The sequence below is a fragment of the Pseudoxanthomonas sp. G3 genome, from assembly GCF_057654715.1.
This window is the reverse complement of the sequence record NZ_CM172805.1, coordinates 2664012-2687860: the sequence shown is the minus strand read 5'-3', so window position 1 is coordinate 2687860 and position 23849 is coordinate 2664012. Positions and strand designations below refer to the sequence as shown.

Sequence of the window (23849 nt, the reverse complement as noted above, 5' to 3'; positions counted from 1 at the left end):
GCCCACTACAACGGGGGCAATGCGGGAATCCGGCCAATGCCGGGCGCACGTCGGCGCCCGGAGGGCAAGTGTCAGACCTGGTAGAACGCGCGGTACCACTCGGCGAAACGGCGTACGCCCGTTTCGATCGGCGTCGAGGGCGAATAGCCGGTATCGCGGCTCAGGGCCTCCACATCGGCATACGTGTCGGGCACGTCGCCCGGCTGCAGCGGCAGCAAACGCTTTTCCGCCTTGCGGCCCAGACAGTCCTCCAGGACCTCGATGTAGCGCAGCAACTCCACCGGCTGGTGGTTGCCGATGTTGTAGACCCGGTACGGCGCCAACGAACTGGCCGGCGTCGGTGCCAGCGGGTCGTAATCGGGATCGGCGCCCGGGACCCGGTCCAGCGTGCGGATCACGCCCTCGACGATGTCGTCGATGTAGGTGAAGTCGCGCGTGTGGCGGCCGTGGTTGAACACGTCGATGGGTTCGCCGGCCAGGATCTTGCGGGTGAACAGGAACAGCGCCATGTCCGGCCGGCCCCAGGGTCCGTACACCGTGAAGAAGCGCAGGCCGGTGGTCGGCAGGTTGAACAGGTGGCTGTAGGTATGCGCCATCAGCTCGTTGGCCTTCTTGCTGGCCGCGTACAGGCTGACCGGGTGATCGACGCTGTCCTCCACTGCGAACGGCAGCTTGCGGTTGGCGCCGTAGACCGAGCTGGACGAGGCGTAGACCAGGTGCTCGATGCCGCGATGGCGGCAGGCCTCGAGGATGTTCAGGAAACCGGTGATGTTGCTGTCGACGTAGGCGTGCGGGTTCTCCAGCGAGTAGCGCACGCCCGCCTGCGCAGCGAGGTTCACCACACGCTGCGGCTTGAAGTCGTCGAACGCGGCATCCAGCGTGGCGCGGTCCTCGAGGGAGCCGCGCACGAAGCTGAAACCGTCCTTCGGCGTCAGCCGGGCCAGCCGCGCCTCCTTCAGCGAGGGGTCGTAATACGCGTTGAGATTGTCGTAACCCAGCACTTCGTCGCCACGGGCGAGCAATCGCTCGCTGAGGTGGGAGCCGATGAAGCCGGCAGCGCCGGTGACCAGTACGCGCATCAGGTACTCCTGGGGGAGGAAGGAATTACAGGCAGTCGTCCACCGCGTGGCGGGGCAGGGCGCGCTTCACGTCGAAGAGTACTGCGCCCGGCTTGCCGAAGCCGCGGATGCCATCGGCACCGCGCTCGCTGAACTGCCGGTGGGCCACCGCGAGGATGATCGCATCGTACTGGCCGGCCTGAGGCTCTGCCACCAGATCCAGCCCGTATTCGTGCTTGGCTTCCTCGGCGCTGACCCACGGGTCGTGCACGTCGACCTGCGCGTTGTAGCTGCGCAGCTCGGCCACGATGTCGACCACACGCGTGTTGCGCACGTCGGGGCAGTTCTCCTTGAACGCCAGCCCCAGCACCAGCACCTTCGCGCCGGCGGTGGGCAGGTTGCGGCGGGCCATCAGCTTGGCCACGCGGCGCGCCACGTGACTGCCCATGCCGTCGTTGATGCGGCGGCCGGCCAGGATCACGTCGGGGTGGTAGCCGATCTGCTGCGCCTTGTGGGTCAGGTAGTACGGGTCCACGCCAATGCAGTGGCCGCCGACCAGGCCGGGACGGAACGGCAGGAAGTTCCACTTCGTGCCCGCGGCTTCCAGCACCTCGTGGGTGTCGATGCCCAAGCGATGGAAGATCAGCGCCAACTCGTTGATCAGCGCGATGTTGACGTCGCGCTGGGTGTTCTCGATGACCTTGGCCGCTTCCGCCACGCGGATGCTGCTGGCCTTGTGCGTGCCGGCGGTGATGATGCTGCCGTACAGGGCATCCACGAAGTCGGCGACCTCGGGCGTGGAGCCGGAGGTGACCTTCATGATCGATTCCAGGCGGTGCTGCTTGTCGCCCGGGTTGATCCGCTCCGGGCTGTAGCCAGCGTAGAAGTCCTGGTTGAAGGTCAGGCCCGATTCGCGCTCGATGATCGGCACGCAGGCCTCTTCGGTGGCGCCGGGGTAGACCGTCGATTCGTAGATCGCCACGGCGCCCTTGCCGATCGCCTTGCCCAGCGCGCGGCTGGCCGACTCCAGCGGCCGCAGGTCGGGGCGCTTGTAGTCGTCGATCGGCGTGGGCACGGTGACGATGAAGACATTGCACGCGGCCAAGGCTGCCGGATCGTCGCTGAACTCAAGCTGCGGCGTGTCGCGCAGCTCCTCGGAAGAGACTTCCAGCGTGTGGTCGTGATGGCCGCGCAGCTCCTCCACGCGTTTGCCGTTGATGTCGAACCCCAGCGTGGGGTACTTGCGCCCGAAGGCCACGGCCAGCGGCAAGCCAACGTACCCCAGTCCAATCACGGCGATCCTGGCCTGATCCAGGGTGGGCAGTGGAGCGTTCATCGATGTGGAAATCCCCTGTAGGTGTCGCATGTCGAAGAGTCTATACGGTGGCGCGGTGCGGACGTTCCCCGGTCCGTGCCCCGTGTCGTGCCGATCAACGTCCAAACCGTTCAACGCAGGACAACCGGGCAGTGGGTGGCCTGATGGCGATGCGACTTGCGTATCCCTCCAGTGATCGTCCACGGGAAGGGACGGCGACACGACCGGGGGAGTCGAGATGCGGATCCTGTTGTGCGGTGGCGCGGGTTACATCGGCGCGCATGCCTACGTGGTGCTCGTCGAGCGCGGCCACGAGGTGGTGGTGGCCGACAATTTCAGCAACAGCTCGCCCGGCGTGCTGGCACGCCTGCAGCAGATCACCGGCGCGCCGGTCCCGTTCCAGCCGCTGGACCTGCGCGATCGCGAAGCCGTCACCGGCTTCTTCGCCCGGCAGCCGTTCGACGCCGTGGTGCACTTCGCCGCGTTGAAATCGGTGGGCGAATCCTGCGAACGGCCGCTCGATTACTTCCACAACAACATCGGCGGCACCCTCAATCTGCTGCACGGCATGCAGCAGGCCGGCGTGAAGCGCCTGGTGTTCAGCTCCTCCGCGACCGTCTACGGCGATCCCGCCAGCGTGCCCGTGCGCGAGGACGCGCACCTTCAGGTGACCAATCCCTACGGCCGCACCAAGCTGGTGATGGAAGAACTGATCGGCGACCTGTGCCGCGCCGATCTCGATTTCCACGCGGTGAACCTGCGCTACTTCAACCCGGTGGGCGCGCATGCGTCGGGGCTGATCGGCGAGGATCCGGGCGGCATTCCGAACAACCTGATGCCTTTCATCTGCCAGGTGGCGGTGGGACGGCGCGAGCGCCTGAGCGTGTTCGGCGGCGACTGGCCCACCCTGGACGGCACCGGTGTGCGCGACTACATCCACGTCATGGACCTGGCACGCGCACACGCCGACGCGTTGGACTTCGTCGCGCGCGAGCGCCGCAACCTTACTGTCAATCTCGGTACCGGCCAGGGCATCAGCGTGCTGCAACTGGTGAGGGCCTTCGCCGACGCTGCGGCGCGCGACATCCCGTACCAGGTGGTCGCCCGCCGCCCCGGCGATGTCGCCGAGGTCTACGCCGATCCCTCGCTTGCCCACCGCACGCTCGGCTGGCGGGCCGAGCTGGGCGTGGAAGCGATGTGCCGGGATGCGTGGCGCTGGCAATCCTTGAACCCGCAGGGTTACCCCGCCGCCTGACGGCGAGGATGTGATCGCAGCGATGTGATCGGGTTGGCACAACGGGCGCCGCAACGGCGCGTCGCAGACTGGTGCCATCGGCGCGATTGGCCGAGAATCCGGCCAACCCGCCTGCCTTGGGATCCGCTTGCCCATCGATGCCGCGCGCGACATGGCGGAACAGAACCGCTCACGCTATGGCCTGCGCATGTACCGCATGCGCGCGCTGGGGCTGGGACTGGGTGGTATCTGCGTGGCCGCGGTGCTATGGGAGCACGGTGCCTCGCCGATGCTGTGGGCGCTGCTCGCCGCCAACGCGGTGCTCTGGCCGCACCTGGCCTATCTGCGGGTGAAGGCGCATCGCGAGGCGCCGCTGCAGGCCGAGTTCCAGAACCTGACCTTCGATGCCGCGATGGGCGGGTTCTGGATCGCCGCCATGCACTTCGATGCGTTGCCCAGCATGCTGCTGGCGGTGATGCTGACGATGGACAAGATCATCATCGGCGGTGCGCGCTTCGCCCAGCGCACGCTCGGCGCAATGGTGCTGACCTGCCTGGCGGCGAGCGCTGCGTGGGGGTTCGCCTTCGATCCCTTCACGAGCTATCCCGTCGTGCTCGCTTGCCTGCCATTCCTGGCGATCTATCCGATGGCGATCGGCGTCGCCACCCATTCGCTGTCGCGCAAGGCCCGGCAGCAGAAGGACCTGCTGGAGAAGATGGCGCGCTTCGACGCCGCCACCGGCCTGATGAACCGGCAGCAGTGGCTGCATGCGGCGACGGCCGAGCTCCAGCGTTACCAGCGGTTGACGCGGCCGGCCGTGCTGGTGCTGATCGACATCGACCGTTTCAAGGACATCAACGACGGGTATGGCCACACCATCGGTGACGAGGTGGTGGAGGAGTTCGCGCGCCTGCTCAAGGCCTGCCTGCGCGATACCGACACCGGCGGGCGCTACGGCGGCGACGAGTTCGGCATCGTCATGCCGAACACCCGCTGGGAAGAGGCGATCGTGGCCGCCGAACGCCTGCGCAGGCAGGTGGCGGCGTATTCCTTCTCCGCGCGCGGGCTGCGCTGCACCGTCAGCATCGGCTTGTCCGAGCCGCATCCGGGTATTGCTTCGGTATCCGACTGGATCAACAGCGCCGACGGCGCGCTCTACCGCGCGAAGGCGCAGGGCCGCGACTGCATCGTCGTGGGTTGCTGAGCGACGGCGTCAGGCCAGCAGGGCGTCGACCACGGCCTGCGGCTGCTTCATCCAGGCGAAGTGGTCCGCGCGCGTGCCGAGCGCCGCGTGGTGCAGCACTTCGATGCGCGAGGGCGCTTGCGGCATCTTCGCCATCAGTGCGCGCAGCGAGCTTTCCGGCGCCAGCCAATCGTCATCGAACAGCACGCCGTCGATGGGCGTCCGTACCTGGCGCATGCCGGCTTCCAGGTCCGCCGGCCAGCCCGTCGCGCGATAACGTCCGCTGAGGCCGACGCGCGCCCAGTCGCGTATCAATCCGCGCGCCTCGTCACCGCCGAAGCCGAGCCGGCGGCCCGGCAGGGCCCCGCACGCCCGCGCCAGCCACGGTGCGAACTGGTAGAACAACGGCAAGCTGTAGCCGCGCAACCCGGGGAAGGTGCGCCAGTACGGCGTGCCGCTGCCGACCAGCCAAAGCCGATCGAAAGCGGCCGGCTCCGCGCCCAGGTGGCAGGCGGCAAGCTGCCCGCCCAGGCTGTGGCCGCCGATCAGGTGCGGCAGATTCGGCAAGCGATGCCGCAGCTCGGCATGGCTGCGTGGCAGGTCGATGCCGAGCAGTTCGCGGTAACCCCAGTCCTGGCGTCGCCCCGCGCGCAATGTGCTGCTGCCGTTGCCGCGCCATTCGTGCACGACGACCGCCGTGCCGCGCGACGCCAGCAGGTCCGCGAACGGCAGGTAGTGGCGCGCCGCCACGCCCAGCGCGGGAATCCACAGCAGCGCGGACGTCGCCGTGCGCGGTACCCGGGCGAGCAGCGTATAGCCGTGGCCGTCGGAGGCCTGCACGGGGATATCCAGCGACGCGATATCGTTGAAGGTGTTCATGCGGCGGGCGCGGCTCCGACGTGGTCCAGCACGAGGATGTCGCTGCGGCCCGGACGATACCCGCCCCGCAGCGCGGCATGTACGTAGTCGGATGCCGCCAGGCAGGCCTGTTGCATCGGCATGCCTTGCGCGCAGCGCGCGGCGATCGCCGATGCCAGCGTGCAGCCGGTGCCGTGCGCTTTCACCGCCAGGCGCGGGTGCGACGTCGCGACGATGCCATCGGCATCGGCATACAGGTCCACCACATCACCGTCGCCTGGCAGGTGGCCGCCCTTCAGGAACACCGAGCGCGCGCCCAGCGCCAGCAGATCGTGCGCGGCGGCATGCATCGCGTCGAGATCGGGGATCGGCCGACCGAGCAGCAGTTCGGCTTCAGGCAGGTTGGGCGTCACCACGTCCGCCTGCGGGAGCAGCTGCGTGCGCAGCGCATGCAATGCGCTGTCTTCCAACAGCTTGGCGCCGCTGGTGGCCACCATCACCGGATCCACCACCACCGTGGCGGGCGCATGATCCTGCAGCGTCCGGGCGACGACGTCGATCACCTCGGCGGTCGCGAGCATGCCCAGCTTCGCCGCACGGATGTCGAAATCGTCGAAGCAGGCATCGAGTTGCGCACGCAGGAAATCCATCGGCGGCACGTTCACGGCCGTCACGCCGCGGGTGTGTTGCGCGGTGAGCGCCGCGATCGCGGACACGCCGTGTACGCGGTGCGCGGCGAAGGTCTTCAGGTCGGCCTGGATGCCGGCACCGCCACCGGAATCGGAGCCGGCGATGGTGAGGGCGGAAACCACGGTAGGAAGCGTCATGCGCGGATTGTGCCACCGCGGCGCTATGATCGTGGGCCTATACGGCCGTGTCCGCTCCGTGCGATCGCCACTGGCGGTAGGCCACGTAACCCGTGCCCGTCAGGCCCGTCAGCAGGGCTGGCGCGAGCAGGGCGTCGTAACCGAACTGCCGATACAGCAGTGCGCCGAGCACGCCGCCGCCGAGGAAGCCGCTGATGATCAGGCCGCTGAGCGTCAGCCGTCGCACTTGCAGGGGCATGCCGCGCAGCAGATGGCCCAGGCCGATGCCCAAGTCGGTGAACATGCCGCTCAGGTGCGTGGTGCGTACGGCAGCGCCGCTGTAGGTGGTCACCATCGCGTTCTGAAGCCCGCATGCGGTGGCGGCCAGCAGCGCACCCCAGATCTGCTGCTGCTTGAACAGCGGGATCGCGACGAGCAGCAGGAGCGCCTCCAGCGCCAGCGCCGCGCCATAGCGGCGCCCGAGCTTCAGCGTCTGGTCCTGGATGATCAAGCCGCTGAGCATCGCGCCCAGGCAGAAGGCGATCAGCATGCCCCACAGGTGCGCCACGGCGCGCAGGTCGCCCTGCGCGAGCGCGGCGCCGAGCAGGCTGGTGGTGCCGGTCAGGTGGCTGACCGCCTGGTGCTCGAAGCCCAGGTAGCCGATGACGTTGACCATCCCCGCCACGCAGGCCAGCGCGACCGCGCCGATCCATACCCAGCGGGGAAGGTGCAGGCCCATGCCGCCGAACGCTACAACACTTCCGACGCGTAGTCCGCCAGGCGCGAACGCTCACCACGCCGCAGCGTGATGTGCGCGCTGTGCGCCCAGTTCTTGAAGCGGTCGACCGCGTAGGTCAGGCCGGACGTGGTCTCGGTCAGGTAAGGCGTGTCGATCTGCTCCACGTTGCCGAGGCAGACGATCTTGGTGCCCGGGCCGGCGCGGGTGATCAGCGTCTTCATCTGCTTGGGCGTCAGGTTCTGCGCTTCGTCGAGGATCAGGTAGCGGCTCAGAAACGTGCGCCCGCGCATGAAGTTCATCGAGCGGATCTTGATGCGCGAGGCCAGCAGGTCGTTGGTCGCCGCACGGCCCCAGGCGCCGCCTTCCTGATTGTGGGTCAGCACTTCCAGGTTGTCGGTCAGCGCGCCCATCCACGGCGTCATCTTTTCTTCTTCCGTGCCGGGCAGGAAACCGATGTCCTCGCCCACGCTGACCGTGGCGCGGGTCATGATGATCTCGCGGTAACGCTGCTGGTCCATCGTCTGCGCCAGGCCCGCCGCCAGCGCCAGCAGCGTCTTGCCGGTGCCTGCGGTACCGAGCAGGGTGACGAAGTCCACGTCCGGGTCCATCAGCGCGTTGAGGGCGAAGTTCTGCTCGCGGTTGCGCGCGGCGATACCCCATACCGCGTGCTGCCCGCTGCGGAAATCGTCGACGATCTGCAGCGTGGCCTTGTCGCCGTCTACGCGCGAAACACGGAACTCCGATTCGTCGTCGCCCGGCAGGTAGAGGAACTGGTTGGGGTACCAACCCGCGTCCTTCTCCATCGTGACTTCGTAGTAGGTGCGCCCCTTGTCGGTCCAGGAGCGCAGGTCCTTGCCGTAGCGCTGCCAGAAGTCTTCGGGCAGCGGATCGGCGCCGGTGTACAGCAGGCTGAAATCGTCCAGCGCGCGGTCGTTCTCGTAATCTTCCGACACGATGCCGGCGATCGCGGCCTTGATCCGCAGATTGATGTCCTTGGAGACGAACACCACCGGAATCTCGGGCGTCTGCTCCTTCAGGGCCAGGATCGCGCCCAGGATGGCATTGTCGGGAATGACCGCGCCGAAGCTCTTGCCGGCTTCGAAGTGGCTGGTCTGGAAGCGCAGCAGGCCCGCGCTCTGCGTGCCGCGCAGCTGCAGGCTGTTGGGTTGGACCAGCGGGATGCCCGCAGCCAGGTTGTCCAGGCCGGAGGCCTCGACCAGTTCGTTGAGGAAGCGGCTGACCTGCCGCGCGTTGCGGCTCGCTTCCGACGTGCCTTTCTTGCCGTTGTCCAGTTCCTCGATCACCTGCATCGGCAGGTAGACATCGTGCTCTTCGAACTTGAAGAGCGCGGTGGGGTCGTGCATCAGCACGTTCGTGTCCAACACATAGATACGCTTGCTACGGGTCATTCAGGCAACCTCATGGAGGAAGATGTGTGAACACATGACGCAACAACGGATGCCGCGGAAACGCGCACAGCAGCGCGCCACCATGACCCGCCGCGGCGCGGGATGGTGGTTGGGGTGGAAGCGGATTTCGTCACTGGGCTTGGTGGGCCTTCAGGGCTTCGAGCACGGCCTCGGCATGGCCGGGGACTTTCACGCCGCGCCATTCCTGCGCGATGCGCCCGTCGGGCGAGATCAGAAAGGTACTGCGTACCACGCCCAGCACCTTGCGGCCGTACATGTTCTTCTCGTGGATGACGTCGAAAGCCTTGCACAGCGCTTCGTCGGCGTCGCTGACCAGCGGGAACTTGAACCCCTGCTTGGCGCAGAAGTTGTCGTGCGACTTCAGCGAGTCGCGCGAGACGCCCAGCACGGTGGCGCCGAGTTTCTTGAACTTCGGCAGCAGCGCGTTGAAATCCAGGCCTTCGGTGGTGCAGCCAGGCGTGCTGTCTTTCGGATAGAAGTACAGCACCAGCCACTGGCCCGCGTAGTCGGCGAGGGTGGCAGCGCCTGCGGCAGACGGGGAATGTTCGCCGCCGGACAGCGCCAGCGGCAGTTTCAATGTCGACTTGGGCAGGGCTTTCGCGCTTTTCGCCGTCATCGTCAGAACTTCATCGGGTCCATGATCGCGTCCAGGTTCAGATGGTCGCAGAACTCAAGGAAATCGTCGCGCAACGCGGCGATGTGCATGTTGGCCGGAACGCCGATCGTCACCTGCGCCGAGAACATCTCCGCACCGGTTTGCATCGCGCGGTAGCGCGTGCTTTGCAGGTTCTCGATGGTGATGCCCTGGCGGTCGAAGAAATCCGCCAGCTGGAAGAGGATGCCCGGCTTGTCCGCCGCCACCACTTCCACGATGTAGGGCAGCAGGTTCGACTGCACGACCTTCGGGCCGGTGCGGTAGAAGACCAGCTTCAGCCCTTCGTCGCGCTCCAGGCGCGAGAGCATCGCCTCCAGCTTGGCGACCGCATCCCACGAACCGGTGGCCAGCGCCGTCACCGAGACGTCGCGGCCCACCGTCGACAGCCGTGCATCCACCAGATTGCAGCCGCTGTCCGCGATCCGGCGCGTCACCGACAGAAGCGGCGACTCCGGATGCGTCGTGTAGGCGGTGATCAGGAGGTGGTTTTCGGTCGGCGAAGGCCGGGGCGAGGAATCGGTCAAAGGTGCGTCCGGCGTTGCGGCGAGGCTGAATGGCGGCCGGGCGTTGGCCCGGCGACGTGGGCAGCATACTTGCCCGCCCTTTGAGGCCGCAAGTAACATGCGGCGGACATTGCGGGTGGACCGGGATAACCGCGCTTACTTGCGCTGCCGGCCCCCGGATCCTCCCACCGAGAGCCTTCCCTTGCACCTTTCCGGCAGCATCACCGCACTGGCCACGCCGTTTCTGGCGTCGGGCGAACTCGACCTGCACGCTTGGCGCTCGCTGCTCAAACAGCAGCGGGATGGTGGCACGCAGGGCGTGGTGGTGGCCGGTTCGACGGGTGAAGCCGCCGCGCTCTCCGACGAGGAATACGACACGCTGCTGCGCATCGCTATCGAGACGGTGGGCGGCGCCTTGCCGGTGCTGGCCGGCACCGGGCAGATGAACACGGCCAAGACCATCGCCGCGACCCGGCGTGCCGCCGAAGGCGGCGCGCACGCCGCGCTGGTGGTCACGCCACCGTACGTGCGGCCGACGCAGGCCGGCCTGGTGGCGCACTACCGCGCCGTCGCCGACCAGGGCGGGTTGCCGGTCGTGCTCTACAACGTGCCGGGCCGCACCGGCTGCGACTTGCTGCCGGAAACCGTGGCGCAGCTCGTCGATCATCCGAACATCATCGGCATCAAGGAAGCACGCGCCGAGCCCGAGCGCATGGCCGCGTTGCTCGCGCTGCGAAGCGAGAGCTTCGCGATCCTCAGCGGCGACGACCCGACCGCGGGGCGCGCGATGCTGGCCGGTGCCGATGGCCTGATTTCGGTCGGTTCCAACGCCCTGCCGCGCACGTTCCGTCGCCTGTGCGACGTGGCGCGCAGCGGGCAGGCCGACGCGGTCGCCGCGCTGGACCGGCAGCTGCAGGACCACTATGCCTTCTTCGGCATCGAATCCAATCCCATTCCGGTGAAGGCGCTGCTGCAGCGCCAGGGCATCGGCCAGGGCCTGCGCCTGCCCCTGTTGCCGTTGTCCGCCGCCCATGTCCCCACTGCCGACAGGCTGGCCACGCTGGCCCAGTCGCTGGAAGCACAATCCAGCCGCGATACGATCGCGGCCTGAACCCAGGAGAATTTCATGCGTCTTTCGTCTTCCCTCGTGCGTCCGCTTGCCCTGGTGCTGCTGGTCGTTTCGGTCGCCGGCTGCTCGTGGTTCAAGAAGGGCGCCAAGGGCGATTACGCGCTGGCGCCGGAAGCGCGTCCGCTGGAAGTCCCGCCGGATCTCAACGTGCCCAACACCAGCGGCGCGATGCAGGTGCCGAACGTGGGTCCGGCCGCGTCCGCGGGTGCAGCGACCCCGGCGGCGGGCGGCTTCACCGTCGCCGGCAGCCGCGACGATGCATTCAACCGCGTGGGCGAGGCCCTGGCCGGCATCGAGGGCGCGACGATCGCCAGCCGCGCGCAGCTGCTGGGCACGTACGATGTGAGCTATGAAGGCGCGAGCTTCCTGGTGCGCGTGAGCGCGGTGGATGCCGGTGCCTATGTCTCCGCGGTGGATCCGCGCGGCCTGCCGGCCACCAGCCCGGCGGCGGTCAAGCTGCTGGCGGCGCTGAAGGCCAAGCTCGGCGGCTGATCCGGCCAGATCACCGGAAACAAAAAAGGGCGCCATCGGCGCCCTTTTTCATTGCATTGCGATCCGGCTCAGCGCTCGAGCAACGGCAGCTTGTCCGGCTTGCCTTCCCAGTCCTTCGCATCGGGTAGCGGGTCCTTGCGGGTGGTGATCACCGGCCACGCCCTGGACAACTCGGCATTGAGGGCGACATAGCCTTCCTGGCCTGCGGGCACGTCGTCCTCCGGGTAGATCGCATTGATCGGGCACTCCGGCTCGCAGAGCGTGCAGTCGATGCATTCGTCCGGATCGATCACCAGGAAGTTCGGGCCTTCGTGGAAGCAGTCCACGGGGCAGACTTCCACGCAGTCGGTGTACTTGCACTTGATGCAGTTTTCGGTGACGACGAAGGGCATGAAGACAGGGGCTCGAACGGAAACCGCGCAAGTTTAATGCACGCGGCGTAGGGGGTGAGGAGAATCGCCGCTGCCACCCGTCTTCACCGCGACTCGATGACGTGCCGCCGAAGATGGGCGCCTGCCGCGCACGGGCATCCGCGACGTGGCAGCGGTGGCAGGGCAGGGTGGCCGCTCGCAGCCGGTTCGGCAGGCTAGCAACAAAAATGGAACAATCAGTTAGTTTATGACTTATTTATTCCATTTATGTCGAAGATCATGCTGTGCGCCACATCCACCACTGAAGGAGCTCCCGCCATGATCACCCTGCGTCCCGCCCAAGAGCGCGGCCATGCCAACCACGGCTGGCTGGATTCCTGGCACAGCTTCTCCTTCGCGAACTACTTCGACGACAAGCACGTCCACTGGGGCCCGCTGCGGGTAATCAACGAGGATCGCGTGGCGGCCGGCCGCGGCTTCGGCGAGCACGGCCATCGCGACATGGAGATCATCAGCTACGTGCTGGAAGGCGCGCTGGGCCACAAGGATTCGATGGGCAACAGTTCGAGCATCGTGCCCGGCGACGTGCAGCGCATGAGCGCGGGCACCGGCGTGCAGCACTCGGAGTTCAACTACAGCGATTCGGGCACCACGCATTTCCTGCAAATCTGGATCATTCCGGACCGCCAGGGCGTGAAGCCTTCCTACGAAGAGAAGTCGTTCCCGGCCACCGATAAGCAGGGCCGCCTGCGCTTGGTCGTCAGCCCGGACGGTACCGATGGTTCGGTGAGCATCCACCAGGATGCCCGCATGTACGTGGGCCTGTTCGACGGTAGCGAGAAGGCGGAACTGCGCTTGGCCGACGGTCGCCTGGGGTACGTGCACATCGCGCGTGGCGAGGCGACGGTGAACGGCAAGCCGCTCAAGGCTGGCGACGCGTTGCTTTACAAGGACGAGCCGCTGGTGAGCATCGAACGCGGCATCGGCGCCGAAGTGCTGGTGTTCGACCTGCCGACCCTGCAGTAATCGTCGCCTCGCAGCGGACGGAAGGGCGCGCGTGTCGCGCCCTTCTTCGTTGGCGTGGGCCGTCAGCCGAGCAGCCGGTCGGCGACCAGGAAACCCGCCGTCATCGCCACCACCAGCAACGCGCCCTGCAGGCGCGGGGGCGCGGGCACCGGAATGTCGAGCCAGCGGCAGGCGATGCCGATGGCGAGCGCGAGGGCGATGCCGACGAGCGCGGTGATCATGGCGGTTCGCTCCGGAAGGTCTGCCCGGTGGGGCCGCCGCAATCGCGACGGTGCTGCGCGTCGCGGCGAGCGAGCGCACGGTCGGCCAGCATGTAGCCGCTGGTCATCGCGACCACCAATAGCGCGCCGACGAGGACCGGCGGCGCCGGCACCGGCACGCCGAAGGCGCGGCATCCGAAGCCGATGCCGAAGCCGAGCAGGAGACCGGCGATGAACTTCCAATTCATGCCAAGCCCTCATGGGTCGACGGCGCAGTCGGTGGTGTTGCGCCAGGCGCGCCGCCGATGAAGTGGCGCACCTGTGGCCGCTGACCGGGATCGGCGAGCGTTTCCAACAGCGCTTCCTGAAGGGCGCGCTCGTCTTCGGTCACGCGTTCGTGCTGGCGCAGGTGTTCGCGCCATGACGCATCGACGAAATACTCCAGGTACACGCCCGCTTGCGTGCTGTCCTCGGCCACGCCCCATTGCAGCGCGCCGTTGCGGCGCCGTGCGTGCCCGAGCGGTTGCAGGCGTTGCAGGAAATCCTGCCGGCGCGCCGGATCGACCCGGTATTCGATGGTCACCAGCACCGGTCCGCGGTCGTCGTGCAGATCCGGACCGACCACCGGCTGCGGCCAATGTCCCGAGGGCGTGACGTTCACGCGGGCCGCGTCCCCAAGGCGGAAACGTGACCCCACGATCGCGGCCAGTACCGTGCCCGCGGCGGCCACCAGCAGCGCGGGCGGCGTGCCGAATGCCTGCGCCAGCCAGCCCCAGCCCAGGCTGCCGGCCGCCATGCCGGCGGAGAACACGACGATGTACAGCGACAACGCGCGTGCGCGTACCCACTGGGGAACCGCCGTCTGCGCGGCGATCTGCAGCGACGAGAGCACGGCGATCCAGGCGAAGCCGGCGAGCAGGGCGACGCCGTACAGCACCGGCACCCAGCGCAGCAGGGCGATGGCGAGGATGCAGCCGGCGTAGGCCAGGGTCGCCCACAGCACCATGCGATCTGGATCCATGCGTGTGCGCAGCCCCGGCAGCAGCATCGCGCCGCCGATCGCCCCCGCGCCGATACAGCCCAACAGCAGACCGTACGTGCCGGCGCTGGCGTGCAGGTCCTGCTTGACCACGATGGGCAGCAGGGCCGTCAGCGCGCTGGCGAAGGTGAAAAACCAGCCCGCCTTGACCAGCACCGCCTTCAGGACGCTCGCGCGGGTCGCATAGCGCAATCCTGCACGCAGGGCGACGCCGAAAGTCTCCGGCGGCAGCACCGAGGCGGTGGGCGCGCGGCGCCAGCGCCACAGCACCACCGCCACGCCGAGGAATGTCAGCGCATTGACCGCGAATGCCCAGGCGATGCCGGCCTGCGCCACGATCAGTCCGCCCAGCGCCGGCCCGATGGCGCGCGCGATATTCATGCTGAGCGAACCCAGCGCGACCGCGGGACCAAGCATCGGCTTGGGCACCAGCTCCGGCGTGGTGGCCTGCTGCGCCGGCATCGCCATCGCCGCGCCGATGCCCAGCGCGAACGTCATCGCCACCAGCGTCCACGGGTCCAACCGGTCCAGGTGCGCGAGCACGGCCAGCGAACTGGCGACCAGCAGCATCCATAGCTGCGCCAGGATCAGGTAGCGCCGCCGGTCCACGATGTCGGCCAGCGTGCCGGCGACGATGGCCAGCACGACGACGGGGAGCGTAGTCGCGGACTGCACGGCAGCGACCATCAGCGGCGAGTTCGTCGTCTCGGCCATCACCCAGGCGGCGGCGACATCGTGGATCCACGTGCCGATATTGCCGACCAGGATCGCGAGCCAGAGCGCGCGGAAGGTGGGTTGGCCGAGCGGCGACCAGGGCCCCGGTGCTCCGGCGTGCGGCGCGCTCATCGTTTCCACCCGAGGGTCACGGCGGCATAGGTCGTGTCGTCGCTGCCCGCTTCACGCAGCGCGGGGCCGACGCGGAAATGCGCCAGGTGCACCAGCAATTCCCAGTCCGGTCGCAGGGCGTAGCGCGCTTCGAGCTTGAACTGATCGCCGATGCGCCGGGAGATTCCCGCCGTGCCGGGGACGACCGTGAGCGGCGCCGGCGTGGTGTAGACCGCATCCGCCCGCCGGTGTTTCCAGACGGCGTCCCAGCCCACGGTGATCTCGGCACGTTCGTGGGGATGGAAGGTGAGCGCCGGCTGCAGGTCTAGCAGGTTGGCCGGCGCGATCAGGCTGGACTCGCTGAAGTAGGACGCACGCGGGTAGAGCGCATTGAAGGTCTGCAAGCGGCCGTCGGCTGCATCGGCGTCGCCGCTGGCGAGGTCTACCTTCAGGCTCACGCGCGGCGCCCACGCCAGTGTCCGCAGCGTGTAGCCCGTGTCGCTGGCCAGCGTCCAGGCGCGCACGTCCAGCGACGCACCCGGCCCGGTGCGTAGTTCGCCCCATTGATAGACGGCCTCGACGTTCCAGTCCCACTGGCCGCGCTGGCCGAAAACGCGCGCGCCGACCGAGCGTCGCGACTCATCGCCAGTCCCCACCGCGAACCGTGCGCGATCGCGCCGATAGCCGAGGACGTAGACGTCCAGGCCCGTGCCGGCGGGACCCGGCGCCCGTGTGCCGTAGACACCCCAGAGATGCTGGCCCGGGTCCGCGCGGTCATCGAAAGCGCCTGCGCGGTTCTCCACCGGGCGCAGCAGGAAGGCGTCCAGCGTGTACGCGGACGCGCGCCGCGAAACCCGCACGCCATCGAATGCCAGCCGTATGTTGGGCCCATCCCGCCGCGAGAGCAGGCGGGCGCTGCCATAGGCGAGCTCCTGCCGGCCGGCCCAGGCGTGCCAGTCCCCTGCCTGCCAACCCAGCCATGCCTGCTGGAGATCCAGCGCACTCTGGTCGGTGCGACCCGGCCCGCCGTCGCGCCCGTGTTCGCCATGCAGTCCGGCCTGCACGAGCGCGCTCGCATGCTCGCCCCGCCAATGCAGCGTGCCCAGCAGCCTGGCCAGCGCGTAGCTGTCGTCCGTACGCACGCCGAACGGTCCCGGCGCATACCGCAGGCTGCGCAGGCGCATTTCGCCATGCCATTTCAGCGCGTCCGCATCCTCGGCTCCACCACAGGGCGGATACGCGCAGGTCGCAGGGGGGGCGGCCGCGGTCGCGAAGGGCATCGCCGACATGCCTACGATCAGAACGCGAAGCACGAACATCCGAACGTGCCCCAGAACGCCTGCAGGTCGCGCGTCGGCACCGCGCGGTGCGCCGCGTGGGCATGACCGGCGTGGTCGTGCGCGTGCACGCGGCACGCCGGGCCGTGCGCCTGCGCCAATGCCGCGCTGGCCTGCGCGAGCGTGCCGCCCTGGTAGCCGCCGAAGCGATTGACCGGCGACCAGTCGGGCATCGGCGCCGGTAGCGCCGGTGCGTGCGGTGCGAACGGCCCGGTGCCGTGCACGATGCGGCCGCCCACCACCGTCAGCACGCTGGTGATGTCGGGGATGTCGTCCTCGTCGACGGCGAAGTAGTCGGCCGACAACAGCGCGCAATCGGCGAACTGACCCGGCGCCAAGCGACCCTTCCGGTCCTGCTCGGTAGAAAACCACGCGCTGCCATGCGTCCAAAGCTGCAGCGCTTCCTCGCGCTCCAGCCGGTTGTCCTCGCCATACATCTGCAGGCCGCCGAGCGTGCGCCCGCTGACCAGCCAGTACAGCGCCACCCACGGGTTGTAGCTGGCCACGCGGGTCGCATCGGTGCCGGCGCCCACGGGCACGCCGGCCTGCAGCATCCGCCGGACCGGCGGTGTATGGCGCAGCGCGTCCTTGCCGTAGCGCGCGGCGAAGAACTCGCCCTGGTAAGCCATGCGGTGCTGGATGGCGATGCCACCACCGAGCGCGCGCACGCGATCGATATTGCGCGGCGAGATGGTTTCCGCGTGGTCGACGATCCAGTGCAGGCCATCGAACGGCACTTCGCGGTTCACCTGCTCGTAGACGTCGAGCACGCGGGTGATGCTCTCATCGTAGGTGGCGTGGATGCGGAACGGCCAGCGCTGTTCGGCGAGGAAACGCACGACGGCCGGCAGTTCGTTTCCCAGCGTGCCCGGCAGGTCAGGGCGCGGCTCGCGGAAATCCTCGAAGTCTGCCGCCGAGAACACCAGCATTTCTCCGGCGCCATTGTGGCGCAGCAGATCGTCGCCCTGGCCCGGTTTGACCATCGTCGACCACCGCTGGAAGTCGGCCAGTTCCTCGCCCTTCTTCTGGGTGAACAGGTTGTAGGCGATGCGCACGGTCAGCTGTCCGTCCGCATGCAACTGCTCGATGATCCGGTAGTCCTCCGGATAGTTCTGGAAGCCGCCGCCAGCGTCGATCACCGAGGTGATGCCCAGCCGGTTGAGTTCGCGCATGAAATGCCGGGTGGAGTTCAGCTGGTACTCGGACGGCAGCTTCGGCCCCATCGCCAGCGTGGCGTAGAGGATCAAGGCGTTCGGCTTGGCCAGCAGCAGGCCGGTGGGATGGCCGGCCTTGTCGCGCTGGATCTCACCGCCCGGGGGATTGGGCGTGTCCTTCGTATACCCCACGGCGCGCAGCGCGGCGCGGTTGAGCAACGCGCGGTCGTACAGGTGCAGGAGGAATACCGGCGTGTCGGGCGCCGCGGCGTTCAACTCCTCCAGCGTCGGCAGGCGCTTTTCGGCGAACTGCGATTCGCTGAAGCCGCCTACCACGCGCACCCATTGCGGCGCCGGCGTGGCCGCCACTTGCGCTTTCAGCATCGCCATCGCATCGGCGAGCGAGCGCACGCCATCCCAGCGCAGTTCCAGATTGTAGTTCAGGCCTCCGCGGATCAGGTGCGTGTGGCTGTCGTTGAGTCCCGGCACCAGCCGGCGCCCGCCCGCATCGATCACGCGGGTAGCGTTGCCGGCGTGCGCCATCACGTGGGCGTCGTCGCCCACCGCCAGCACGCGTCCGTCGGCAAAGGCGATCGCGCTGGCGGAAGGCTGTGCCGGATCCAGCGTGGTGATGCGGGCATTGCGCAGGATCAGGTCGGCCATGCGGTGGTCTCCGGAGCGGGCGGGCAGCGCGGCGATCGTCGCCGCGGCCGCCACGCCCTTCAGCAGGTGGCGGCGGGTGTCGTCAATGGCCATGCGCGGATCCCCGGCGGGCTGCATCGATGGACAGCGTGCCCGGACCGGTGAGGGCGATCGCCACGTGCGCCAACAGCCACAACATCGGGTATTCGATGCCACCGTGCATCCAGAACCAGCCATGCGACAGGTTCAAGGCGACGGTGACGGCGAGGAACGCCGCCGCGCCCACCGCCGCGATGCGCGTGAACGCGCCGGCGACGACCATCAGGCCGAGCGCGGTCTGCAACGCGGCAAGCACCAGTGGCAGCGGAGCGGCGGACGGCAGGTCGAACTGCTGCAGTTCGGCCGCGAATCCGGCGAGCCCAGGTCCGCCGAACCAGCCGAACAGCTTGCCCAGCCCGTGCGGGAGGAGGAAGCCGCCCGCCGCCAGGCGCAGGAGCAACAGCCCGAACGAGGTCGCGCGCGCGTGTTCGGGGAGCACCGCGGGGGTGACCATCGCGGCCGCCCGTCAGTGGCCGCCTTCGGAGGCGCCGAACATGGTCTTGGCGTACTGGATGCCCAGCCCATAGCCGCCGCCGTGCCGCTTGGCGATGCCGGTGGTGAGGTCGTAGGTCGCGCTGCGTGCCCAGTCGCGCTGGAGCTCCAGGAGGTACTGAACGCTGGTGAGCGGGCGGACGCCGGCCTGCACCATGCGCTGCATGGCGCGCTCGTGCGCTTCGGCGGTGACGTCGCCGCAGGCGTCGGCGATCACGTAGACCTCGAAGCCCTGGTCAAGCGCGGACAGCGCCGGGCCGACGATGCACACGCTGGTCCACAACCCGCCGAGCACGATGCGCCCTTTCCCGAACGCGTTGACGGCGGCGATGACCGCCGTGTCCTCCCAGCAGTTCATGCTGGTGCGGTCGTAGACCGTCGCGTCCGGGAACGCCTCGGGGATCTCCGGGAACAGGGGGCCCGAGAAGGACTTTTCCGCGACGGTGGTCAGCAGCGTCGATACCCCGAAGCCGGCGGCCCCCTTGGCCACCAGCGCGACGTTGTTGCGCAGCGTGGCCACGTCGATCGAATGCGTGGCGAAGGCCATCTGCGACTGGTGGTCGATCAGGACCAGCGTGTGGTCGGCCGGCGTGAGCAGGGTCTTGCCGGCGGCGGGGGTGGCGGTGGGCATGTCGGGCTCCAGGGCGTGAGAAAGGAGGCGCCCCACTGTCGCCGCCCGCGCGCGCGCCGGCTTGCATCGGCGTGCGCGCCGTCCGGCGGTGCTCAGCCGTGGAGCTTGATCGCCGTTTCCGCCACGCGCTGGCCCTGGTAGCGGGCGGCGTCGAGCTCGTTCTGCGTGGGCTGCCGCGAACCGTCGCCTCCGGCGATGGTGGTCGTGCCGTAGGGCGAGCCGCCGGTGACTTCGTCGAGCTTCATCTGCCCGGCGAAACCGTAATCCAGCCCGACGATGACCATGCCGAAATGGAGCAGGTTGGTGATGATGGAGAACAGCGTGGTCTCCTGGCCGCCGTGCTGGGTGGCGGTCGACGTGAACGCTGCACCGACCTTGCCGTGCAGTGCGCCCTTGGCCCAGAGCCCGCCGGCCTGGTCCAGGAAATTGGCCATCTGCGACGCCATCCGTCCGAACCGCGTGCCCACGCCGACGATGATGGCGTCGTAGTCGGCGAGTTCGGCAATGGTGGCCACCGGTGCGGGCTGGTCCAGCTTGTAGTGCGACTTCTTCGCCACGTCTTCCGGCACCAGCTCCGGGACGCGCTTGATGTCGACGCTGGCGCCGCCCGCGCGCACGCCTTCGGCCACCGCGTGCGCCATGGTTTCGATATGCCCGTAGGCGGAGTAGTACAGGATCAGGACCTTGGCCATCGCGGAACTCCAGCTGGGAGGGGGTGCGCCGCACGTGCGGCGGACGGGCAGGGTTACGCGGAGCGGGTTACCGGCGCGTGCAGGTGGCAGAACTCGCGCGGCGAATACCCCGTCATCCGACGGAAGGTGCGGGTGAAGTGGCTCTGGTCGAAGAAGCCCAGCGACGCGGCCGTGGCCGAGATCTTCTGCGGACCGCGGGCCAGCTGTTCCTTCGCCAGCGCGATGCGCTTGGCCAGCACGAACTCCATCGGGCTGCGTCCCGTGCTGACGCGGAACAGGCGCGCGAAGTGGAACCGGCTGATGCAGGCGGCGCTGGCGATGTCGGCCAGGGTGATGGTGTCGCCGATGTGGCGTTCGATGTAGTCCAGCGCCCGCGCCAGTGCGCGCGGACTGAGGCCGCGGGGCGTGGCGTGCGGATCGCTGTCGGACCAGGTGGCGGCGTACGGAGGGAGCGGGTGTACGGCGGTCTCGTGCAGGAACAGGGACGGGGAGGCATCCACGGCGGTGTCCTCGAGGCGATGGCGGGAAGGCCTGCCGGAAAGCGTGGCGCGCGAAAGGCAGGCCCACGCCATGGTGCGGGGCGCCGCGTTGGGGCTGAACCCCTATCGGGGCAGCCCGCGCGTCCCTCGAATGGGGGTGGGCGAGAGGCGGTGTACGTCGCGTAGTTGCCAGTGCTGCGAAAGCGCCCGTATCGTGAGGCGACAGCGCCGACCCGGCTCCCTGCAAGAATCTTCCGCATGCCGATCCGCATCCTCACCGTCGACGACCATCCCCTGCTGCGCGAGGGCATCGCGGCGGTGATCGAAGGCCAGTCCGACATGCAGCTCGTCGGCGAGGCCGCGAATGGCATGGAGGCGCTGCAGGTGTTCCGCGACTGCCGTCCCGACGTCACCCTGATGGATCTGCAGATGCCGGAAATGAACGGCGTGGATGCCATCGGTGCGATCCACCGCGAGTTTCCCGATGCGAAGGTGGTGGTGCTGACCACCTACCAGGGCGACGCGCAGGCACTGCGCGCGTTCAAGGCGGGCGCGTCGGGCTATCTGCTCAAGAGCATGCTGCGCCGTGAACTGGTGGACACCATCCGCAGCGTGCACGCCGGCCGCCGCCGCATTCCGCCGGAGATCGCCGCCGGCATCGCCGAGCACGCGTCCGACGATGCGCTGACCTCGCGTGAGGTCGAAGTGCTGCGGCAGGTGGCCGACGGCAACGGCAACAAGCGCATCGCCCACCAGCTCGGCATTTCCGAGGAGACGGTGAAGGCGCACATGAAGAACATCCTGGCCAAGCTGGATGCCAACGACCGCACGCACGCGGTCACGATCGCGGTCCGCCGGGGCATCATCGAGCTGTGAAGCGGGCTTAAGGAGTTCTTAAAGAGCCTGCGGGAGCATGGCGTGGCCGGATACCCGGTTCCCCCACTCCGAGGCCCCCATGAGCGCACTGCGCGCCTGCACGCCCCTGTTGTTGCTGTTTCCCCTGTCCGCCGCGGCGCAGGTCGTCGAGCGCGCCGACGCCAAGGCCCAGGACCAGGTGTCCTCCCGCTGGAGCGCTGGCCTGGCCGTCGTCCATCGCGATAGCGAATACGCCGGCGAAGGCACGCGCACGCGTCTCTATCCCAACATTGCCTACGACGGTGAGCGCTTCTACCTGCGGGGCGCGGCGTTCGGCTACCGCATCCACGCGGACGACCGCTTCGAGGTGCGTGCGTTCGTCGCCGGACGCCTGGACGGCATCGATGCCGACGATTTCGGCGTGGCCGAGCTCGCCCGACGCGGCATCGACCGCAACCTGCTGGAAGACCGCGACGACAGCGTGGACATCGGCATGGCGGCCAGTTGGAAAGGCACGGCCGGCAAGCTGGAGCTCGACGTGCGCGGCGATGTGACCGGCACCAGCGACGGTTACGCCGTGGCGCTGGACTACAGCTATCCGATGACGTGGGGCCGCACCCATGTGATTCCGTCGGTGGGTGCCGTGCGCCTCTCCGACGACATGGCCGACTACTACTACGGCACGCTCGACGAGGAAATCGCCCGGGGCGTGGTGGCCTACCGTCCCGGTGCGGTCACCACGCCGCGCGCGAGCGTCACCGTCGTCCATCCGTTTGCCAAACGTTGGGCGCTGCTCGGTACCGTGGAGTACCGCGCGCTGCCCGACGCGCTGCGCGACAGCCCGCTGGTCGAGGAAGGCAAGGACCAGGCGGCATCGTTGTTCATCGGCGTGTCGCGCGGCTTCTAGTCGACGCCCACATCCTGGATGAGGAGAACCCCATGTCATTGACCGTCTCGCTTCGGCGCCGCGACGCCGCCCCCGGTCCCCTCGCGATCCGTGCCATCGCCGCGGCGCCGCAGCTCCGCGTGCATCGCGTTACCCGCACCCGCGCGGCCGCGCTGATGCAGGTCTGCGACCGCCACATGGCCGAGCTGCCGGCCGGCGCCACTGCCCAGCGCAGTACCGGCGGGCGCGTGCTCGAACTGATGGAAGCCCTCTTCGAAGCGCCATTGCGCGCGTGGGCGTGGATCGCCGAGCGCGATGGCGTCCCGCAGGGGTATGCGTTCGGCACGGTCGGTTTTTCGATGATCGAGCGTGCGTACTACTTCAACCTGGAGTCGCTGTTCGTGTCGGCGGACGCGCGTCCCTCGGGCGCGGCGTCGGCCCTGTTTGATGCGGCGCGCGCGATGGCCGACGAGCTGGGTTGCATCGACCTGCGCTGGCAGGTGCCGCTGGCGCAGGAGGGCGCGCTGGCACTGCCTGGACAGGCCGCGGCCGCCACCATGATCCAGTACGTGTTCCCGACGTCGGGGCGGAGCCTGCGCGATGAGTGATTCGATTTCTACGAAGGCCCGACCACCGCGTCGTCGCTGGCGGCGCGTGGCTGCCGCCGTCTGCGTGTCGGCGTCGGCCGCCGCGTATGCCGGCGCATCGGGCTGCAGCACGCTCGCATATCCGCATTCGCCGCAGTACGGCGAAGACGGCTTCCAGAACGAGCGCAAGCCGCGACCGCTGGGCTGGCGCGAGACCAGCAAGCTCTGGTGGGATTTCCTGGTCGGCGGCAAACCCAAGGGTACGGTGCCCGCGCAGGCGATCCCGGTGCAGCCGCTGTCCGCCGAACAGCTGGCGCAGGCGCCGGACGGTACGGTGTACCGTCTGGGCCACTCCACCGTGCTGCTCAAGCTGCAAGGACGCTTCTGGTTGACCGATCCGGTGTTCGCCGAGCGCGCGTCGCCGGTGCAGTGGGCAGGTCCCAAGCGCTTCCATGCGCCGCCGCTGTCCCTGGAGGACCTGCCGCAGCTGTCCGCCGTGGTGCTGTCGCACGATCACTACGATCACCTGGATCGCGAAACTGTTGTTGCCCTCGCGGCCAAGACGGATGTCTTCCTGACGCCATTGGGCGTGGGCGACCGCCTCGCGCGCTGGGGCGTGCCGCGCGAGCGGATCCGACAGCTCGACTGGTGGGAACACTCGGACGTGGAGGGCGTGCAGTTCACCGCGACGCCGTCGCAGCACTTCTCCGGTCGCACGCTGTTCGACCGCAACAAGACGCTGTGGGCGTCGTGGGTGATCCAGGCCGGCGACACCAAGGTGTTCTTCAGCGGCGATACCGGCTACTTCGATGGCTTCCGCACCATCGGCGACCGCTTCGGGCCGTTCGACCTGACCCTGCTGGAATGCGGCGCCTACGACCGCCGCTGGCAGGACGTGCACATGCTGCCGGCACAGACGCTGCAGGCGCATCGCGACCTGCGCGGTCGCTGGCTGGTGCCGGTGCACAACAGCACGTTCGATCTGGCCTTCCATGGCTGGAGCGAACCGATGGAAACGCTGTACGCGCTGTCGCAGGACGCCGGCATCGACATCGCCACGCCGGTCATCGGCGCACCCTTGGCGATACACCAGCCGGACGGCACGCAGCCCTGGTGGCGCAACGAGTAGTCC

At 68.4% G+C, this 23849-nt stretch carries 27 protein-coding genes; 9 read left to right on the top strand and 18 right to left on the bottom strand.

The annotated features are described in order from the left end of the window. Window positions 1–71: 71 nt before the first annotated feature. On the bottom strand, window positions 72–1079 hold the full coding sequence (locus AC23D6_RS12735) for an NAD-dependent epimerase (protein WP_487749618.1): 1008 nt from the start codon (window positions 1077–1079) through the stop codon (window positions 72–74). A gap of 25 nt (window positions 1080–1104) precedes the next feature. Beyond that, window positions 1105–2394, bottom strand: a complete 1290-nt coding sequence (tviB, locus tag AC23D6_RS12730; RefSeq protein ID WP_487749617.1) for a Vi polysaccharide biosynthesis UDP-N-acetylglucosamine C-6 dehydrogenase TviB — start codon at window positions 2392–2394, stop codon at window positions 1105–1107. A gap of 217 nt (window positions 2395–2611) precedes the next feature. On the opposite strand from tviB, the gene galE reads away from it, so the two are divergent. Together galE and AC23D6_RS12720 are read left to right on the top strand one after the other, a co-directional pair. Next, window positions 2612–3628 (top strand): UDP-glucose 4-epimerase GalE, encoded by a 1017-nt coding sequence (gene galE / locus AC23D6_RS12725; RefSeq protein ID WP_487749616.1) that lies wholly within the window; start codon window positions 2612–2614, stop codon window positions 3626–3628. 127 nt (window positions 3629–3755) lie between these two features. Further along, the gene (locus AC23D6_RS12720) at window positions 3756–4811 is read left to right on the top strand and encodes a diguanylate cyclase (protein WP_487749615.1); all 1056 of its coding nucleotides are present in this window, start codon (window positions 3756–3758) and stop codon (window positions 4809–4811) included. A gap of 9 nt (window positions 4812–4820) precedes the next feature. Here AC23D6_RS12720 and AC23D6_RS12715 read toward each other — a convergent pair whose 3' ends face one another. From AC23D6_RS12715 to AC23D6_RS12690, 6 genes are all read right to left on the bottom strand, one after another. Then, window positions 4821–5669: an alpha/beta hydrolase family protein gene (locus AC23D6_RS12715; RefSeq protein WP_487749614.1), complete on the bottom strand. Its 849-nt coding sequence runs from the start codon at window positions 5667–5669 to the stop codon at window positions 4821–4823. Next, the gene (gene thiD / locus AC23D6_RS12710) at window positions 5666–6475 is read right to left on the bottom strand and encodes a bifunctional hydroxymethylpyrimidine kinase/phosphomethylpyrimidine kinase (protein ID WP_487749613.1); all 810 of its coding nucleotides are present in this window, start codon (window positions 6473–6475) and stop codon (window positions 5666–5668) included. The genes AC23D6_RS12715 and thiD overlap by 4 nt, the downstream gene beginning before the upstream one ends. Window positions 6476–6512: 37 nt before the next feature. Next, a complete protein-coding gene (locus tag AC23D6_RS12705; RefSeq protein ID WP_487749612.1) occupies window positions 6513–7193 on the bottom strand; it encodes a YoaK family protein in 681 nt (226 codons plus the stop codon). 11 nt (window positions 7194–7204) lie between these two features. Next, window positions 7205–8602 (bottom strand): PhoH family protein, encoded by a 1398-nt coding sequence (locus AC23D6_RS12700; protein WP_487749611.1) that lies wholly within the window; start codon window positions 8600–8602, stop codon window positions 7205–7207. Window positions 8603–8732: 130 nt separating this feature from the next. Then, a complete protein-coding gene (locus tag AC23D6_RS12695) occupies window positions 8733–9239 on the bottom strand; it encodes a peroxiredoxin (RefSeq protein ID WP_487749610.1) in 507 nt (168 codons plus the stop codon). 2 nt (window positions 9240–9241) lie between these two features. Next, complete coding sequence (locus AC23D6_RS12690; protein ID WP_093299764.1) at window positions 9242–9802, bottom strand: glycine cleavage system transcriptional repressor; 561 nt, start codon at window positions 9800–9802, stop codon at window positions 9242–9244. A gap of 181 nt (window positions 9803–9983) precedes the next feature. On the opposite strand from AC23D6_RS12690, the gene dapA reads away from it, so the two are divergent. Continuing rightward, complete coding sequence (gene dapA, locus AC23D6_RS12685; protein WP_487749609.1) at window positions 9984–10892, top strand: 4-hydroxy-tetrahydrodipicolinate synthase; 909 nt, start codon at window positions 9984–9986, stop codon at window positions 10890–10892. A gap of 15 nt (window positions 10893–10907) precedes the next feature. Beyond that, a complete protein-coding gene (locus tag AC23D6_RS12680) occupies window positions 10908–11402 on the top strand; it encodes a hypothetical protein (RefSeq protein WP_487749608.1) in 495 nt (164 codons plus the stop codon). A gap of 68 nt (window positions 11403–11470) precedes the next feature. Here AC23D6_RS12680 and fdxA read toward each other — a convergent pair whose 3' ends face one another. Then, window positions 11471–11794, bottom strand: coding sequence for a ferredoxin FdxA (fdxA, locus tag AC23D6_RS12675; protein WP_487749607.1), 324 nt, complete (start codon window positions 11792–11794; stop codon window positions 11471–11473). A gap of 297 nt (window positions 11795–12091) precedes the next feature. Between fdxA and AC23D6_RS12670 the strand changes: the two genes are divergently transcribed. After that, a complete protein-coding gene (locus AC23D6_RS12670) occupies window positions 12092–12799 on the top strand; it encodes a pirin family protein (protein ID WP_487749606.1) in 708 nt (235 codons plus the stop codon). Window positions 12800–12861: 62 nt separating this feature from the next. Here the strand turns inward: AC23D6_RS12670 and AC23D6_RS12665 are convergent, their stop codons facing one another. The 9 genes from AC23D6_RS12665 to AC23D6_RS12625 form a co-directional block, all read right to left on the bottom strand. Next, window positions 12862–13020, bottom strand: coding sequence for a DUF1427 family protein (locus tag AC23D6_RS12665; protein WP_487749605.1), 159 nt, complete (start codon window positions 13018–13020; stop codon window positions 12862–12864). Beyond that, window positions 13017–13247 carry a XapX domain-containing protein gene (locus AC23D6_RS12660; protein WP_487749604.1) on the bottom strand — a complete coding sequence of 77 codons (231 nt, stop codon included), beginning with the start codon at window positions 13245–13247 and terminating at the stop codon, window positions 13017–13019. The genes AC23D6_RS12665 and AC23D6_RS12660 overlap by 4 nt, the downstream gene beginning before the upstream one ends. Continuing rightward, entirely contained in the window at window positions 13244–14893 is a 1650-nt protein-coding gene (locus AC23D6_RS12655) for an MFS transporter (RefSeq protein WP_487749603.1), read from the bottom strand. Before AC23D6_RS12655 ends, AC23D6_RS12660 begins: the two co-directional genes overlap by 4 nt. Further along, window positions 14881–16152, bottom strand: a complete 1272-nt coding sequence (locus tag AC23D6_RS12650) for an alginate export family protein (protein WP_487749602.1) — start codon at window positions 16150–16152, stop codon at window positions 14881–14883. The genes AC23D6_RS12655 and AC23D6_RS12650 overlap by 13 nt, the downstream gene beginning before the upstream one ends. An 8-nt stretch (window positions 16153–16160) precedes the next feature. Next, the gene (locus AC23D6_RS12645) at window positions 16161–18017 is read right to left on the bottom strand and encodes an amidohydrolase (RefSeq protein ID WP_487752635.1); all 1857 of its coding nucleotides are present in this window, start codon (window positions 18015–18017) and stop codon (window positions 16161–16163) included. A gap of 82 nt (window positions 18018–18099) precedes the next feature. Next, window positions 18100–18549, bottom strand: coding sequence for a DoxX family protein (locus AC23D6_RS12640; protein ID WP_487749601.1), 450 nt, complete (start codon window positions 18547–18549; stop codon window positions 18100–18102). A 12-nt stretch (window positions 18550–18561) separates the two neighbouring features. Further along, window positions 18562–19218, bottom strand: a complete 657-nt coding sequence (locus AC23D6_RS12635) for a hydrolase (protein WP_487749600.1) — start codon at window positions 19216–19218, stop codon at window positions 18562–18564. 92 nt (window positions 19219–19310) lie between these two features. Further along, on the bottom strand, window positions 19311–19910 hold the full coding sequence (gene wrbA, locus AC23D6_RS12630) for an NAD(P)H:quinone oxidoreductase (protein WP_487749599.1): 600 nt from the start codon (window positions 19908–19910) through the stop codon (window positions 19311–19313). A 53-nt stretch (window positions 19911–19963) separates the two neighbouring features. Then, a complete protein-coding gene (locus tag AC23D6_RS12625) occupies window positions 19964–20410 on the bottom strand; it encodes a helix-turn-helix transcriptional regulator (RefSeq protein WP_487749598.1) in 447 nt (148 codons plus the stop codon). Between the two features lie 237 nt (window positions 20411–20647). On the opposite strand from AC23D6_RS12625, the gene AC23D6_RS12620 reads away from it, so the two are divergent. From AC23D6_RS12620 to AC23D6_RS12605, 4 genes are all read left to right on the top strand, one after another. Next, window positions 20648–21265, top strand: a complete 618-nt coding sequence (locus AC23D6_RS12620; protein ID WP_487749597.1) for a response regulator — start codon at window positions 20648–20650, stop codon at window positions 21263–21265. A 79-nt stretch (window positions 21266–21344) separates the two neighbouring features. Further along, window positions 21345–22151, top strand: a complete 807-nt coding sequence (locus AC23D6_RS12615; protein WP_487749596.1) for a MipA/OmpV family protein — start codon at window positions 21345–21347, stop codon at window positions 22149–22151. A gap of 32 nt (window positions 22152–22183) precedes the next feature. Further along, a complete protein-coding gene (locus AC23D6_RS12610) occupies window positions 22184–22738 on the top strand; it encodes an N-acetyltransferase family protein (protein ID WP_487749595.1) in 555 nt (184 codons plus the stop codon). Then, complete coding sequence (locus AC23D6_RS12605) at window positions 22731–23846, top strand: MBL fold metallo-hydrolase (protein WP_487749594.1); 1116 nt, start codon at window positions 22731–22733, stop codon at window positions 23844–23846. Before AC23D6_RS12610 ends, AC23D6_RS12605 begins: the two co-directional genes overlap by 8 nt. Window positions 23847–23849: the final 3 nt, after the last annotated feature.